Origin of the sequence: Thiohalobacter thiocyanaticus (assembly GCF_002356355.1) — a bacterium.
Lineage (GTDB): Bacteria > Pseudomonadota > Gammaproteobacteria > Thiohalobacterales > Thiohalobacteraceae > Thiohalobacter > Thiohalobacter thiocyanaticus_A.
Window position 1 is genome coordinate 1,720,696 of the sequence record NZ_AP018052.1, and the last position, 15,083, is coordinate 1,735,778.

Genomic DNA, 15,083 nt, shown 5'->3' on the forward strand with positions numbered 1-15,083 from the left:
GGGCTTTGATGTCCACATAAGCCAACAGACTATACACAGTGGTGAAAAATGAATAAAAACCGTCTATTCCTTCCGTGTTTGTATCTGCTTGCTGGCTGCGGTGGTGGTGGGGGCGATGCCTCCGGTCCGTCAACCGGCTATTTCGTTGACTCTCCGGTTGCAGGCGTAGGTTATAGCACCGCAACCCAGTCCGGCCTGACCGGCGCCGACGGCAGCTTTCTCTACCTGCCGGGTGAGGAGATCACCTTCACCCTTGGCGCTGTCGTGCTGGGTGGTGGTCAGGCCAGAGCCACCATGACACCTTTTGATCTGTTTCCCGATGCGAGCGTGCCGGACAGCCAACAGGCGATCTATTCCCTATTGCGGCAGATCCCGGAAAATAGCGGCCCGCGAATCAGGCTACCTGAAGGGGCAACCCTGGAGCAGCTGGTGCCCGGCGCCATCCAGGCGATCAACCAGCTGGTGCTCCTGCAGGCACTGGACAGTGATGGCAATCCCGAGAACGGGATATCCATCGAATCCGGTATGTTGGAACTGCTAGAGCATACCGAGATCGACTTCGCGCAGTCACCGAATGATTTCCACCGGGATTCCGAACTCGAACACGTTGTCCAGATGGGGGTGGGCGCCGGTCTGCTTGCGAGCACGCGGATTCCCTCTCCCGCTCAGGCTCTGGCCCATTTCTCCGCCGCCCAGGGGGTGGGCTTCACTGCTGCCCGTCCTGTTGCCTATGAGGAGGATGATGATAATGACGGCGTGGCAGACAAGCGGGAAGAGTATGAATATGACGAGGATGGCCGTCTCGTTATAGAACGCGATGACAATGACGGCGACGGTGTCTTCGACACCATTATGAATACCACCTATGCCGAGAACGGCCGGATTCTGGAACGCGATCGCGGGGACTGGAAGATGGCCTACCAATATGATGCTCAGGACCGCCTGGTGAGAACGGCCGAGGATTATGAAGGCGATGGCATAGACGATCAGTGTCGCTTCTACGTCTGGGGTGAGGACGGTAAGCTGGAAAGTGAAAGTCGCGATGACGGTTGTGACGGAACTGCGCAAAGAGCAGAGGATTTTGCCTATGACGCCTTCGGCAATCTGATCCGTGAGCGTCTTGACTCGAACGGTGACGGTGTCTGGGATCGCATCGAGGTGTACGAGTTCTCGGACAGCGACCATCCGCGCACCCGGACCGGAGAACGTATTGATACGGATGCGGACGGGGACTGGAACTTCATCGGAGCAGTCATACTGACAGCGGCCGGGGCTACCAGTGTTTACAAGCACGATTCAGGCGCTGATGGGGCCTGGGATTATATTGCTAATTATTTCTATGACGATGCCGGGTACGCTACAGGTCTGGAGGAGGACAATGATGGCGATGGACAGGTGGATCGTATCGCCCGGTATGATTACGATGCCCTGGGTAACCTGATGAAGTTCGCGGACGATACTGATGCCGACGGCGTGGCCGAGCGGATTGATGAATATGCGTATGCCAATGCTTCTTATCCCCGGGGCGTGACCGCCTACACTGAGGATCATGACGGTGATGGCGTGGCTGATGAGATCGATAGCTACATCTACGATGCCCAGGGGCGGCGGGTGCGAGAGGAGTATGACGGGAATGCCGACGGTGTGCTGGAGACGGTCGAGTTTTATATATACGATGCGGCTGGCAACTTCATCGAGGAGTCGGAGGACCGCGATGCCGATGGCGACAAGGATTATATCCTGACCCGCACCTATGACGCGAACGGTATGCAGTTGACGGAGAGCCAGGACTTCGATGGAGATGGCGTGGTCGATCGTGTGTATTCGTGGGAATACGAAGCCGGAACCGCGGTGAATCTGGTGTTCGAATTACAGGATCAGGCGGAAAGGTGATTGTGTCGATCGTGATTGCCGTATGCAAGGCCCTGGACTGGGAAGTGGTGAATCTGACATGGCTCATTCCCGCTCCAGGGCCAGGCTGGTTCAGTACTGATCGTCGGGCGAATCGATCCGGGCATAGACCCGGCTCCCGCCGTCCTTCTGCAGCAGCAATACTTCATAGGGCATGAACTTGTCACCGACCTCCATGCCGGGGCTGCCCACCGGCATGGCCGGGACGCTCAGGCCTTTGGCGTCTGCCGGCGGATCGGCGAGGAAGCGGGCCACGATCCGGGCCGGGACATGGCCTTCGAAGATGTAGCCGGTCTGCTCGCCCACGGCGGTGTGGCAGGACCGGTAGGCGGGCCAGATATCGTGCTCGCGCTTGATCCGGCCGAGATCGGCCACGTCGATCGGGGTGACGGCGAAGCCGTTGGCTTCCATGTGATCGATCCACTTGCCGCAGCAGCCGCAGGTCGGGCTCTTGTGCACCACCAGCCGGTCCAGTTGTTCGGCCAGTGCCGGATGGAAGGCGAGGGCGGTGGTCAGGGCCAGGGCGGCGAGGGTTCGGATGGGTGTCGACATATTGGGTTTCCTTTCAGCTTTCTGATCAGCCAGCGAAGCTGGCGTCATCCGGTTGCGTCTGTGACGGTACTGCCCCGGTCGTTATTCCAGGCCGCCGCGGTGACTGGATTACTCGCTGCGCTCGCCCTACTACCCTGAAGGGCATAAAGGGCCGCCCTTCGGGCGTTCAACACGCTGCGCGCTTTTGTCCTGCCTGCCCAGGAATCACGCAAGCGAAGGCCTCAGCCTGAACGGCCGGGTATGGCTCGATGCATTCACGCGGTCGCCGCCAGCTGCGCATCGAGTCCGGCACGGATGCGCTGCTTGAGCGCGGCCAGGTCGCGGCAGGCAGCGATGGCCTGGCGGTCCAGCAGCAGTTCGGGGCCGTCGCCGGTATCCAGCAGCACGGCCGGCGGTTGCAATTCCGCCCCGCCGTGGCGGGCCCGGTATTCATCCCGGTGCAGGAATTCCTGCTCGAGCGGCAGCGATTCCAGGAAGGCCACCCACTCCTTGCGGATCCGGAAATGCCCGTGGGTCAGGGTGCACAGGTCGCAGGAATAGGTCTGCGGCGACAGGATCTTGTGCGCGATGTCGGTGGCGGTGTTGAACAGGCCGCTGTCGGCGTTGTAGACGAAGATCAGTTTGTCGGCTGAGTGATGCATGGCCGCCTCCGCTGGCTGTCATTACCGGATTGGACCACGAAATCAGTGCCGGGTTTCCTCCACCGGCAGACCGGCACTGCGCCATTCGGGATAGCCTTCCTCCAGCCGCCGGGCCTGGTAGCCGCGCCGGCGCAACTCGGCCACGGCGTCGTAGGAGAGCACGCAGTAGGGACCGCGGCAGTAGGCGATGACTTCCCGGTCAGCGGGGAGGGCGGCGAGTTGCTTTTCCAGCGAGTCCAGGGGGATATTGACCGCGCCTGGAAGATGGCCGGCCGCATATTCCTCCTCGGGCCGTACATCCAGCACAGTGACCTCGCCGCGTTTCAGCCGCTTCATGAGTTCCTGTGCCGCGACCGGTTCCATGCTGTCCTTGACGGTGAGATAGGTATCGACCAGCTGGTCGATCTCGGCCAGGTGGCGGTTGGCCACACGGCGCATGGCGTCCAGCAGCGCGACCACGTCCTCGCCGGAGAGCCTGTAGTAGATGCGCTGGCCTTCACGGCGGGTTTCCACCAGCCCGGCCTGGCGCAGTTGCTGCAGGTGCTGCGAGGTGTTGGCCACGCTGAGACCCGCGACCTGCGCCAGTGCCTCCACGCTGCGCTCGCCCTGGCCCAGGTATTCAATCAGGGCCAGGCGGTGGGCGTTGCCCAGGACCTTGCCGACGCGGGCGAACTGGGTGAACAGGGCATGTTTGACGTTGAAGCTCATTGACGCGATCCCGGGTGGCGTATATTGTATTCAATAGATCAATTGAATAATATTACCAGAATATCTCCGGCGCCGGCCGGATGCAAGCGAGAGGATCGGACCATGGCAGGCGAAAGCTGGATACTGGCCTACGAGGCGCAGATACGCCTCGGGTTCTTCGTCGGTGTGTTCGCTTTGATGGCGCTGTGGGAAATTCTGGCCCCGCGGCGCATGCCCGGCCACAGCAAATCGGTGCGCTGGTCCAACAATCTGGGTCTGGTGGTGCTCAACACGGTGCTGTTGCGGCTGGTGTTCCCGGCCGCGGCCGTGGGCATGGCGGCCTTCGCCCAGGCCCAGGGCTGGGGCATGTTCAATTATCTGGAGGTTCCCTTCTGGCTGGCAGTGCTGGCCTCGGTGGTGGCGCTGGATTTCTTCATCTGGCTGCAGCATGTGATGGTGCATGCCGTCCCGGCGCTGTGGCGCCTGCACCGGGTGCATCATGCCGATCTGGACTATGACGTCACCACCGGCCTGCGCTTCCATCCGCTGGAGATCCTGCTGTCCATGCTGATCAAGTTCGGCGTGATCGTCGTGCTGGGTCCGCCGGTCCTGGCCGTGGTGCTGTTCGAGGTGCTGCTCAACGCCACCTCCATGTTCAATCACGGCAATGTGCGCATCCCGGTTGCGCTGGACCGGGCACTGCGCTGGTTCGTGGTTACGCCGGACATGCACCGGGTGCATCATTCGATCGAGGACGACGAGACCAACAGCAACTTCGGCTTCAACCTGCCCTGGTGGGACCGGCTGCTGGGCACCTACCGCGACCAGCCGCGCGCCGGCCACGAGGGCATGACCATCGGTATCCGCACCTTCCGCGAGGACAAATGGTGCAGCTGGCTGCCGGGGCTGCTGAGCATTCCCTTCAGCCGCGGCACTGCCGGCTATGCCATCAACCGGCGCAAGTGGGGGGAGGGCGAATGAAGTCCACCGGCCGTCTCCTGCTGCTGGCGTTGCTGGCAGCCGGCATTGCCCTGGCAGTGATCTACCGCGACCGCTTCGATGTGGCCGCGCTGGAGGCCTGGATCGGCGAGGCCGGAGCGGTCGCGCCGCTGGCCTTCATGGCCCTGTATGCCATCGCCGCGGTGCTGTTCCTGCCCGGCTCGGTGATGACCCTGGCCGGCGGCGCCCTGTTCGGGCCGGTGCTGGGCACCTTCTACAACCTGACCGGCGCCACCCTGGGCGCGGCCCTGGCCTTCCTGGTGGCACGCTACCTGGCCTCGGACTGGGTGGCGCGGCGCACCGGCGGCCGGCTGAAGCAGTTGATCCAGGGCGTGGAGGCCGAGGGCTGGCGCTTCGTCGCCTTCGTGCGCCTGGTGCCGCTGTTTCCCTTCAACCTGCTCAACTACGCCCTGGGGCTGACCCGCATCCGGTTCCTGCATTACCTCATTGCCACCTGGATCTGCATGCTGCCGGGCGCGCTGGCCTATACCTACCTCGGCTATGCCGGGCGCGAGGCGGTGGCCGGCGGCGAGGGCCTGATCCAGAAGGGGCTGCTGGCACTGGCGCTGCTGGCGGTGGTGGCCTTCCTGCCGCGGCTGATCGCCATCATCCGCAAGGGCAAACTGCTGCCCACGGATGAACTCAAGCGACGGCTGGATGCCGGAGAGGATCTGCTGCTGCTGGATGTGCGCAAACCGGAGGATTATCACGGTGAGCTGGGCCACATCTCCGGTGCGGTGAATATCCCGCTGGAGGAACTGCCGCAGCGTCTGGATGAGCTCGGTGAGTACCAGGAGCGCCCGGTGGCGACCGTGTGTCGCACCGACCGCATGTCGGCCGCCGCGGCCCGGCTGCTGGTCCAGCAGGGGTTTGCCGATGTGCATGTGGTGCGCAAGGGCATGGTGAGCTGGAATCAGCAGGGTTATCCTGTGGAGAAGTGATGGCTGGTCCATATGAAATTGTCACGTTGCTCTCGCAATGACAGCATGTAGGTCGGGTTAGCGAAGCGTAACCCGACAACCGGCGAGATGTGTTGGGTTACGACGCTGCGCGTCTAACCCAACCTGCATGGATGTATAGAGACGGTGGCACTTTACTGACAATCCACTGTCCAACACGCAAACTCATAGCCTTCAGGAGTCCGACCGGCATGCACGCCACCCTGCCATTACTGCGCGAAACAGATTTCCCGCCCATCCGCCGCGGCCCGCTGCAGACCCTGCAGGTCAATCTCGGCTACAAGTGCAACCAGAGTTGTCTGCACTGTCATGTGAATGCCGGTCCCACCCGCAGCGAGATGATGGACGGTACCACTCTGCAGATGGTGGTGGCCTTCCTGCAGGCCAGCGGCGTGCGGCAGCTGGATCTGACCGGCGGCGCACCCGAACTGCATCCCCGCTTCCGCGAACTGGTCAGTGTGGCACGCGCGCTGGAGGTGGAGGTCATCGACCGCTGCAACCTCACCATCCTGGAGGAGCCCGGCCAGGAGGATCTGGCCGACTTCCTGGCCGAACACCGGGTCGGCATCATCGCCTCGCTGCCCTGCTATCTGGAAGAGAACGTGGAAAACCAGCGCGGCAAGGGCGTGTATGGCGCCAGCATCCGCGGCCTGCGGCGGTTGAACGCCCTGGGCTACGGGCAGCCCGACAGCGGGCTGGAACTCAATCTGATGTACAACCCGGTCGGTCCCTGGCTGCCACCGCCGCAGGCCGGTCTGGAGGCCGATTACCGGCGCGAACTGGCTGAACGCGAGGGCGTGGTATTCAACCGCCTGTATGCGCTGACCAACATGCCCATCGCCCGCTTCGGCAGCACCCTGATCTCGCATGACGGGTTCGAGGATTACATGGCCCTGCTCAAGTCGGCGCACTGTCCGGACAACCTGAATACGGTGATGTGCCGGAGTCTGATCAGCGTCGACTGGCAGGGTTACGTCTACGACTGCGATTTCAACCAGATGCTCGGGCTCGCCCTGGGAGACGATCGCCCGACCCATCTGTCCGAACTGATCGGCCGGGACCTTGACGCCCGCCCCATTGCCGTGGCCGATCACTGCTATGGCTGCACGGCAGGGCAGGGCAGCAGCTGCGGCGGGGCGCTGGGTGGCTGAACGGCTGTCCATCATCATCCCGGCCCTGAACGAGGCCGGGGGTATCGTCGGTCTGCTCGATGCGCTGCAGCCGCTGCGTGGGCAGGGCCATGAGGTCATACTGGTCGACGGCGGCAGTCAGGATGCCACGCTCGAACTGGCCCGCCCGTATATCGATGCGGCGCTGCAGAGCGCCCCGGGCCGGGCGCGGCAGATGAACGCCGGTGCGCGGGCGGCGGGCGGCGATATTCTCTGGTTCGTGCATGCGGATACCCGGCTCGGTCATGGGCATGCCGCGGCGCTGCTGCAGGCAATGCAAGCCGATCCGGACCGGGCGTGGGGACGATTCGATGTGCGCATCAACGGCCGTGCCCCTCTGCTGGGGTGGGTGGCCCGGATGATGAATCTGCGCTCGCGCCTGACCGGCATTGCCACCGGCGATCAGGGCATCTTTGTGCGACGCGCTGCGTTTCTGGACATCGGCGGCTATGCCGATCAGCCGCTGATGGAGGACATCGAACTGAGCCGGGCGCTTAAACGCATCAGTCCGCCGCTGTGCCTGCGTCAGTGCATCGAAACCTCCGGCCGGCGCTGGGAGCAGGGCGGAGTGGTCCGCATCATCCTGCTGATGTGGAGCCTGCGTCTGGGTTATTTCCTGGGCCTGGCGCCCGAGCGCCTGGCCCGGCTTTACACTTGAGGATATGGCTGCGAAACCCACTGAATCCACAAAGGAAGCTCTGATCAATCCGTCATGCCGGCGAAGGCCGGCATCCAGGTGTCTGATGCCTCTGGATCCCGGCCTTCGCCGGGATGACGAAGAAGGAATCAATCAGAAGTTTCCTCGAGGAATACGGTTCGTGGATTTCCCGGGTTTGGTGGTCAGTCAGGCGAGTCGCCCGGAATGAGTCGTACAGCCAGATACCCGGGTGCCCGCCTGCTGCTGTTCGCACGCAGCCCGGTGCGCGGCCGGGTCAAGCGCCGCCTGGCGGCCGAGATGGGCGAACAGGCGGCCTTTGACATTCATTGCGCCATGACCGCGTACCTGGCCGGCATGGCAGGCGGGGCTGCCCTGATGCCGGCCTGCCTGTATGCCTGGCCCGATGTCGATTCACCCTGGCTGCAGAACCTGGCCGCACGTCATGCCCTGCAACTCCGGGCGCAGCAGGGCAGTGACCTGGGCGAGCGCATGGGCAATGCCCTGGCGGCCGAACTGCGACACGCCGATTTCGCGATCCTGATCGGCAGCGACTGCCCCGGTATCGATCCGGCCTATATTGAAGCTGCCGCCGCGCGGCTGCAGGCGGGCGTGCCCTGGGTGTTCGGACCGGCCATCGACGGTGGCTACGGTCTGGTGGGTACCTGCCGTGCCGATCCGGCGCCCTTCCGGAATATCGACTGGGGTACGGCAGAAGTCATGGCGCAGACCCGCGACCGCTGCCGCGCAGCCGGCCTGGCGTGGGAGGAGTTGGATGCATTGTATGATATCGATACCCGTGAGGACTGGCTGCGGCTGCAGCGCGACAGGCCGGAATTGTGCGGAAATCTGGTCTGGTAACGGGGTGACGTAGGATGGGTGAAGCAAGGCGTAACCCATCATGGCGCAGACTGCCGACGATGGGTTTCGGCGCCCTGCGCCTGCACCCATCCTACATTCTGTTAATACCGAACAGGAGTAATGGCCATGAGCGAACAACGATCCGATGATATCCGCAACGCCGTGCGCAGCAGCTATGCCGCCGTGGCCGAGGCCAGCGAGGCCGGCGACTGCTGCGGGGTGGAGTCGAGCTGCTGCGGGGTGTCCGACGATGCCGCCATCAATGCCCTGATCTCGACCCGACTGGGCTACAGTCAGGCCGACCTCGAGAGCGTCCCGGAAGGCGCGGACATGGGCCTGGGCTGCGGCAACCCGCGCGCCATCGCCAGTCTGCAGCCGGGCGAAACGGTACTGGACCTGGGCAGCGGCGGCGGCTTCGATGCCTTTCTGGCCGCGGCCGAGGTCGGTGCCTCCGGCCGGGTGATCGGCGTGGACATGACGCCCGAGATGCTGGCCAAGGCGCGCGCCAATGCCCGCAAGGGCAACTATTCGCAGGTCGAATTCCGCCTCGGCGAGATCGAGCACCTGCCGGTGAGTGATGGCAGCGTCGATGTCATCATCTCCAACTGCGTGATCAACCTGTCACCGGACAAGGCGCAGGTCTTTCGCGAGGCCTTCCGGGTGCTGAGGCCGGGCGGGCGTCTGGCCATCTCCGACGTGGTGGCCGGCACCGAGTTGCCGGAGGCGATGCAACAGGATCTGCAGCTGCACTCGGCCTGTGTGTCCGGCGCCTCCACCGCCGCGGAACTGACCGCGATACTGGCGGCGGCGGGTTTCGCCGACATCCGCATCGAGCCGAAGGACGCGTCGCGCGAGTTCATCCGCGACTGGGTGCCCGGCAGCAGGGTGGAGGACTATGTGCTGTCCGCGACCATCGAGGCAGTCAAGCCCCAGGCCGGACAGGTGAAGGGATCTTGAAAATCACAGGCCGATCCCCATCTGATCGGCATGGAGTTATCGACAGCGGATTTTCGCCATGCCTGAAGCACTGCATCTCGTCTGTCCGCATTGCCAATCGGTCAATCGCATCCCGTCCATGCGCCTGGGCGAGGGGCCCAAATGCGGTAAATGCCACCGGCCGCTGTTCACCGGCGAACCGGTCGACTTGACCCAGGCCGGATTCCAGAAGCAGTTCGAACGCAGCGACATCCCGCTGCTGGTCGATTTCTGGGCCCCCTGGTGCGGGCCGTGCAAGATGATGGCGCCGCAGTTCACCCAGGCCGCGCGGCAGCTCGAACCGCAGCTGCGGCTGGCCAAGGTCAACACCGAGGTCGAGCAGTCACTGGCCGCGCATTTCGGCATCCGCAGCATTCCCACCCTGGCCCTGTTCGCCCGGGGCCGCGAACTGGCCCGCCAGCCCGGCGCGATGGGCGCGGCCGATATCGTGCGCTGGGTGAAACACCACCTCCCCCGCTGAAAGCTGATCGCTGCCCCGGTCGGTACTGTCCCGCCGGACCGGTCCGATCGCCGGGTTTCATTCCGAAACGCGGATCAAATTCCACAAATCCCGGCCGTTACATGACATGCAGACGCCCTGTATGATGCATTTCCAGCGGGGCGTGGCGGACACTGCCGGGCACCCAGGCCGGCTCTCCGTGCTGGAAGTTAATGAACTGATTTTTATGGAAATCATGTCCGCCAGGGACAGAGCACCGGCGAGCGCCACGATATGCAGAGTCCGCCAACCGACCAGCGCCGCTTCAGCCGCAGCCGCAGTGCCCTGCGGGTGACCTTCTATTACGCCCTGTTCGGCATTGCCTGGATCCTGTCCAGCGACTGGCTGGTGCGCCTGATCGCCGTGGATGCAGACATGTTGCACAGTCTGCAGAACCTCAAGGGGCTGGCCTATGTGCTGCTGTCTGCACTCCTGATCTATGCCCTGATCCGGCACGAGAACCGCAATACCGTCAGCGTGCTCCAGGCGCTCACCACCGAGCGCGAGCGCCTGGCCGGGATCATCGAGGGCACCCGGGTCGGGACCTGGGAGTGGCACATCCCCAGCGGCCGGACCGTGTTCAACGAGCGCTGGGCGGAGCTGATCGGCTACCGCCTGGATGAGTTGATGCCCACCACCATCAGGACCTGGGAAGACCGCGTCCACCCCGAAGACCTGCCACGGGCGCGTAATGCCCTGCAGCGCCATCTGCGCGGCGAACTGGATTACTACGACATCGAACACCGGATGCGCCACCGGGACGGCCACTGGATCTGGATTCATGACCGTGGCCGGGTGCTGGAGTGGGACGACCAGGGCCAGCCGCTGCGCATGCTCGGCACCCACACCGATGTCAGCCGGCGCAAGCGCAACGAGGCCGAGATCGCCCATACCAACCGGCTGTATGCCACCCTCAGCGAGACCAATCAGGCGATCGTGCGCTTCAGCAACCAGGATGAGTTGTTCCGGCAGGTGTGCGATATCGCGGCGAAGTACGGCGGCTTCCGACTGGCCTGGATCGGCCTGCCCGATGCCGACGGCTGGCTGCAGGTGGCTGCCGCCAGCGGGGAACTGGATTATCTCCAGGGATTGCAGGTCTCGGTCGATGCCGGCCGGCCCGAAGGCGGCGGCCCCAGCGGCTGCGCCTTCCGCGAACGCCGACATCAGATCAACAACAACTTCAGCGCCAACCGGGATACCCGGCCCTGGCTGCAGCGGGCTGAGCAGGTCGGTTTCGGGGCCTCTGCCGCCTTTCCCCTGGTCTGCGAGGGCGAGGTCTTCGGGGTGTTCAACATCTACGCCGACACGCCCGGTTATTTCAAGGAACGCGAAATAACACTGCTCGACGAGATGGCGGCCGACATCGGCTTCGGGGTGGAGAACCACCGCCGCCGGCTGCGCCAGATCCGCAGCGAGGCGCGTTTCCATGCCATTGCCGACGGCTTCCCCGACGCCATCGTGCTGGCCGATCCCGAACGGCGCATCGAGTGGATCAACCCGGGATTCGAGCAGACCTTCGGCTACCGGCTGGAGGAACTGCAGGGACAACCGACCCGGATGCTCTATGCCGACGAAAACGATTTCAGTGAGCAGGGGCGGCTGCACTACCACAGCGGGGCGCACACGAGACAATCCCCTTACGAGATGGTGTACCGGAAACAGGATGGTACGGATTTCGTCGGCGAGACCATCGGCACGCCGCTGCGCAGCGAGGAGGGCGAGCTGCTCGGCTATGCGGCAGTGATCCGGGATGTGACCGAGCGCCGCCGCACGGAGGACCGGCTGCGCATCGCCGCGGCCGCCTTCGAGGTCGAGAACGGCATCATGATCACGGACCGGGATCTGCGCATCGAGCAGGTCAACCAGGCCTTCACCCGCATTACCGGCTATACGGCAGAGGAGGCGATCGGCACCACGCCTGAGCTCCTCAAATCCGGCCGCCACAGCGCACGCTTCTACGTGCGGATGTGGCGCGACATCCTCCGTCAGGGCTACTGGCAGGGCGAGGTCTGGAACCGCAAGAAGGACGGCGAGATCTATCCGGGATGGCTGACCATCAGCGTGGTGCACGACACGGCCGGTGAGGTGACCCACTACATCGGCTCGTTCACCGACATCTCGGACCGCAAGGCGGCCGAGCAGCGCATCCATCAGCTGGCTTTCTATGATCCGCTGACCCAGCTCGCCAACCGACGCCTGTTCCTCGACCGGCTCGAACACGCCCGGGCCACCAGCGAGCGCAGCCGCCAGCACGGGGCGGTTCTGATCCTCGACCTGGATCACTTCAAGCTGCTCAACGACACTCAGGGGCACCATGCCGGTGACGAACTGCTGATCGAGGTCGGTCGCCGCATCCGGCGCCAGGTACGGGACTCCGATACCGTGGCGCGGCTGGGCGGCGATGAATTCGTGGTGCTGCTGGAAGCGCTGGCCGAGGACCGTGATCAGGCCGCGGGCTATGTCAGCGAGGTCGCGTCCAAGATCCATGAAGGCCTGATCCAGCCCTACAGCCTGGCCGGAATCAGTGACTACCGTCTCACCGCCAGCCTGGGCGTGACCCTGTTCCAGGGGCGGGAGTCGAGCCAGGAGGAACTGCTCAAGCAGGCCGACGTCGCCCTCTATGAGGGCAAGTCGGCCGGGCGCAATGCCATCCGCTTCTTCAATCCCGACATGCAGCACAAGGTCGAGCAGCGCGCCAGCATGGAGACGGCGCTGTCCCGGGCGCTGGAACAGCGCGAGTTCGAGTTGTACTACCAGCCGCAGATCGACCGCGAGGGTGGGCTGCTGGGCGCCGAGGTACTGCTGCGCTGGATCCCGGAACCGGGCAAGCCGGTCTCCCCGGCCGAGTTCATTCCGCTGGCCGAGGATACCGGGCTGATCGTGCCGCTCGGCTACTGGGTGCTGGAAACCGCCTGTCTGCAGCTGCGAGCCTGGCAGCAGCAGTGCCCGGAGCGGGGTTTCAGTCTGGCGGTGAATATCAGCGCGCGGCAGTTCCACCAGCATGATTTCATCCGCCGGCTGCAGGAGATCATCGAACGCAGCGGCGCGGATCCGTGCGGTCTGAAGCTGGAGCTCACCGAGTCTGTGGTCCTGGACGACATCGCCGGCGTGATCGAGAAGATCGACGGTCTGCGCCGGCTCGGCCTGGGCTTTTCCATGGATGATTTCGGTACCGGCTACTCATCGCTGTCCTATCTCAAGCGCCTGCCGCTGGACCAGCTCAAGATCGACACCTCCTTCGTTCGCGACCTGGCGCATTCGGCCAACGATCTGGCCATCGTGCGCGCCATCATCGCCATGGGGCACTCGCTCAACCTGCACGTCATCGCCGAGGGCGTGGAGACCGCCGAGCAGAAGGTCTACCTGGAGCGCTACGGCTGCGATGCCTACCAGGGCTATCTGTTCGGCCGTCCCATGGCTGCCCGCGAGTTCGAGTCCCGCTTCATCGTTGCCGCCGCCCGGATGGACTAGGCCGGCGCCGCGACCACCCCCGTGTCTTCACTGCCATAATTCTGTAATATGCGCCTGTGTCCCGACCGTTCCTGGGAGCAGGCGTTTGAAAGCAAATACCAAAGTCGCTGCCATACGCAGTCCTGAATACTTCCGGCTGACCGCCGGTCTGGTCTTCATGATCGGCGTGTTCGCCTTCGGCATCTGGCACGCCGGGCATCTGCCCACGCTGAGCGGCACCGGCCTGCTGCTGCTGGTCGCCTCGGCCATCGTCGGCGCCTACATGGCCATGAACATCGGCGCCAACGACGTGGCCAACAACATGGGCCCGGCGGTGGGTTCGAAGGCCGTGAGCATGGGCTGGGCGATTGTGATCGCGGCTGTGTTCGAGGCCCTGGGCGCGATCATCGCCGGCGGCGAGGTGGTGAGTACCATCAAGGGCGGCATCATCGATCCGTCCCAGATCGCCCAGGTGTCCGATTTCGCCTGGCTGATGCTGGCCGCGCTGCTGGGCGCGGCCCTGTGGCTGAACCTGGCCACCGCCCTGGGCGCGCCGGTCTCCACCACTCATTCCATCATCGGTGCGGTCATGGGCGCCGGTGTAGCGGCCGGCGGCTGGGGCCTGGTCAACTGGGTCACCATTGGCAAGATCGTGGCCAGCTGGGTGATTTCGCCGCTGCTGGGCGGTGTGATCGCCGTGGCCATCCTGTATTTCATCAAGCGCAGCATCACCTACCGGCGTGACATGAATCAGGCCGCGGGACGCATCATGCCCTGGCTGGTGGCCCTGATGGCCTGGGCCTTCACGACCTTCATGCTGATCAAGGGCCTCGGCGCGATCCTGCGTCTGCCCATCGGCCAGGCCGTGGGTGTTGGCCTGGTGGTGGCCGCTGTGGTATTTGCCCTGATTCGCACGCCGCTGCGCCGGGCGGCCGCGGCCGGCAACAATGACAAGAAGGCGGTCAACCAGCTGTTCACCTGGCCGCTGGTGTTCGCCGCCGCGCTGCTGAGTTTTGCCCATGGGGCGAACGACGTAGCCAACGCCATCGGCCCGCTGGCGGCCATCTACGAGACCATTCGCACCGGCGAGGTGGCGGGCAAGGCGCCGGCGCCGCTGTGGATTCTGGTGCTGGGCGCGCTTGGCCTGGCGGCGGGGCTGGCGCTGTACGGATCCAAACTGATCCGGACCGTAGGCAAGGAGATCACAGAACTGGACCGCATGCGCGCCTTTGCCATCGCACTGTCCGCAACCCTGACCGTGATCCTGGCCGCCCAACTCGGTATGCCGGTCTCCACTACCCATGTCACCATCGGTGCCCTGTTCGGCGTGGGCTTCCTGCGCGAGTACCTCAAGACCAACTACGCCAAGATGGAGAAGATCATCCATGCCGGCCACAAGGGCAGTGATCTGGCCGCGGTCGAAGCCTATATGAAGGCCTTCGAGATGGCCCCGGTGGCCGAGAAGCGGGTGATGCTGGCGGAGATGAAGCGCCGCGCCAAGGCCAATGATCCGGACGCACTGGTCTTTGCCAAGAAGGAACGCAAGGCGATGAAGAAGGCCTACAAGAGCGAACTGGTGAAGCGCTCCATGGTGCTGCGCATCGTCGCCGCCTGGGTCATCACCGTCCCCGCCACCGCCGTGCTGGCCGCACTGCTGTTCCGGATCACCACCTGGTGGGATCCGGGGCTCTAGCCCGCGACAGATTCGTCCGGGCCGCCCCGATG

Annotated in this window: 13 protein-coding genes; 10 read left to right on the top strand and 3 right to left on the bottom strand. The window is 64.2% G+C overall.

Annotation, left to right across the window (positions count from 1 at the left end):
* Nucleotides 1–48 precede the first annotated feature (48 nt).
* On the top strand, nt 49–1,893 hold the full coding sequence (locus CFK21_RS07975; protein ID WP_157745528.1) for a hypothetical protein: 1,845 nt from the start codon (nt 49–51) through the stop codon (nt 1,891–1,893).
* A gap of 90 nt (nt 1,894–1,983) precedes the next feature.
* On the opposite strand, the gene CFK21_RS07980 is transcribed toward CFK21_RS07975, so the two are convergent.
* From CFK21_RS07980 to CFK21_RS07990, 3 genes are all read right to left on the bottom strand, one after another.
* Complete coding sequence (locus CFK21_RS07980; RefSeq protein ID WP_096366159.1) at nt 1,984–2,463, bottom strand: DUF411 domain-containing protein; 480 nt, start codon at nt 2,461–2,463, stop codon at nt 1,984–1,986.
* 254 nt (nt 2,464–2,717) lie between these two features.
* Nucleotides 2,718–3,104 (bottom strand): hypothetical protein, encoded by a 387-nt coding sequence (locus tag CFK21_RS07985; RefSeq protein WP_096366160.1) that lies wholly within the window; start codon nt 3,102–3,104, stop codon nt 2,718–2,720.
* 42 nt (nt 3,105–3,146) lie between these two features.
* Nucleotides 3,147–3,812 (bottom strand): ArsR/SmtB family transcription factor, encoded by a 666-nt coding sequence (locus tag CFK21_RS07990; protein ID WP_096366161.1) that lies wholly within the window; start codon nt 3,810–3,812, stop codon nt 3,147–3,149.
* A gap of 102 nt (nt 3,813–3,914) precedes the next feature.
* Between CFK21_RS07990 and CFK21_RS07995 the strand changes: the two genes are divergently transcribed.
* From CFK21_RS07995 to CFK21_RS08035, 9 genes are all read left to right on the top strand, one after another.
* Complete coding sequence (locus tag CFK21_RS07995) at nt 3,915–4,772, top strand: sterol desaturase family protein (protein WP_096366162.1); 858 nt, start codon at nt 3,915–3,917, stop codon at nt 4,770–4,772.
* Nucleotides 4,769–5,731, top strand: a complete 963-nt coding sequence (locus CFK21_RS08000; protein WP_096366163.1) for a VTT domain-containing protein — start codon at nt 4,769–4,771, stop codon at nt 5,729–5,731. Before CFK21_RS07995 ends, CFK21_RS08000 begins: the two co-directional genes overlap by 4 nt.
* A 209-nt stretch (nt 5,732–5,940) precedes the next feature.
* Entirely contained in the window at nt 5,941–6,900 is a 960-nt protein-coding gene (gene arsS / locus CFK21_RS08005; RefSeq protein ID WP_096366164.1) for an arsenosugar biosynthesis radical SAM (seleno)protein ArsS, read from the top strand.
* On the top strand, nt 6,848–7,576 hold the full coding sequence (locus CFK21_RS08010; RefSeq protein ID WP_096366165.1) for a TIGR04283 family arsenosugar biosynthesis glycosyltransferase: 729 nt from the start codon (nt 6,848–6,850) through the stop codon (nt 7,574–7,576). The genes arsS and CFK21_RS08010 overlap by 53 nt, the downstream gene beginning before the upstream one ends.
* 204 nt (nt 7,577–7,780) lie before the next feature.
* On the top strand, nt 7,781–8,434 hold the full coding sequence (locus CFK21_RS08015) for a TIGR04282 family arsenosugar biosynthesis glycosyltransferase (protein ID WP_096366166.1): 654 nt from the start codon (nt 7,781–7,783) through the stop codon (nt 8,432–8,434).
* A gap of 126 nt (nt 8,435–8,560) precedes the next feature.
* Complete coding sequence (locus CFK21_RS08020; protein ID WP_096367549.1) at nt 8,561–9,391, top strand: arsenite methyltransferase; 831 nt, start codon at nt 8,561–8,563, stop codon at nt 9,389–9,391.
* Nucleotides 9,392–9,449: 58 nt separating this feature from the next.
* A complete protein-coding gene (trxC, locus tag CFK21_RS08025; RefSeq protein WP_096366167.1) occupies nt 9,450–9,890 on the top strand; it encodes a thioredoxin TrxC in 441 nt (146 codons plus the stop codon).
* A 252-nt stretch (nt 9,891–10,142) separates the two neighbouring features.
* A complete protein-coding gene (locus tag CFK21_RS08030) occupies nt 10,143–13,379 on the top strand; it encodes a bifunctional diguanylate cyclase/phosphodiesterase (RefSeq protein WP_096366168.1) in 3,237 nt (1,078 codons plus the stop codon).
* A gap of 85 nt (nt 13,380–13,464) precedes the next feature.
* A complete protein-coding gene (locus CFK21_RS08035) occupies nt 13,465–15,051 on the top strand; it encodes an inorganic phosphate transporter (RefSeq protein WP_231971479.1) in 1,587 nt (528 codons plus the stop codon).
* Nucleotides 15,052–15,083 lie beyond the last annotated feature (32 nt).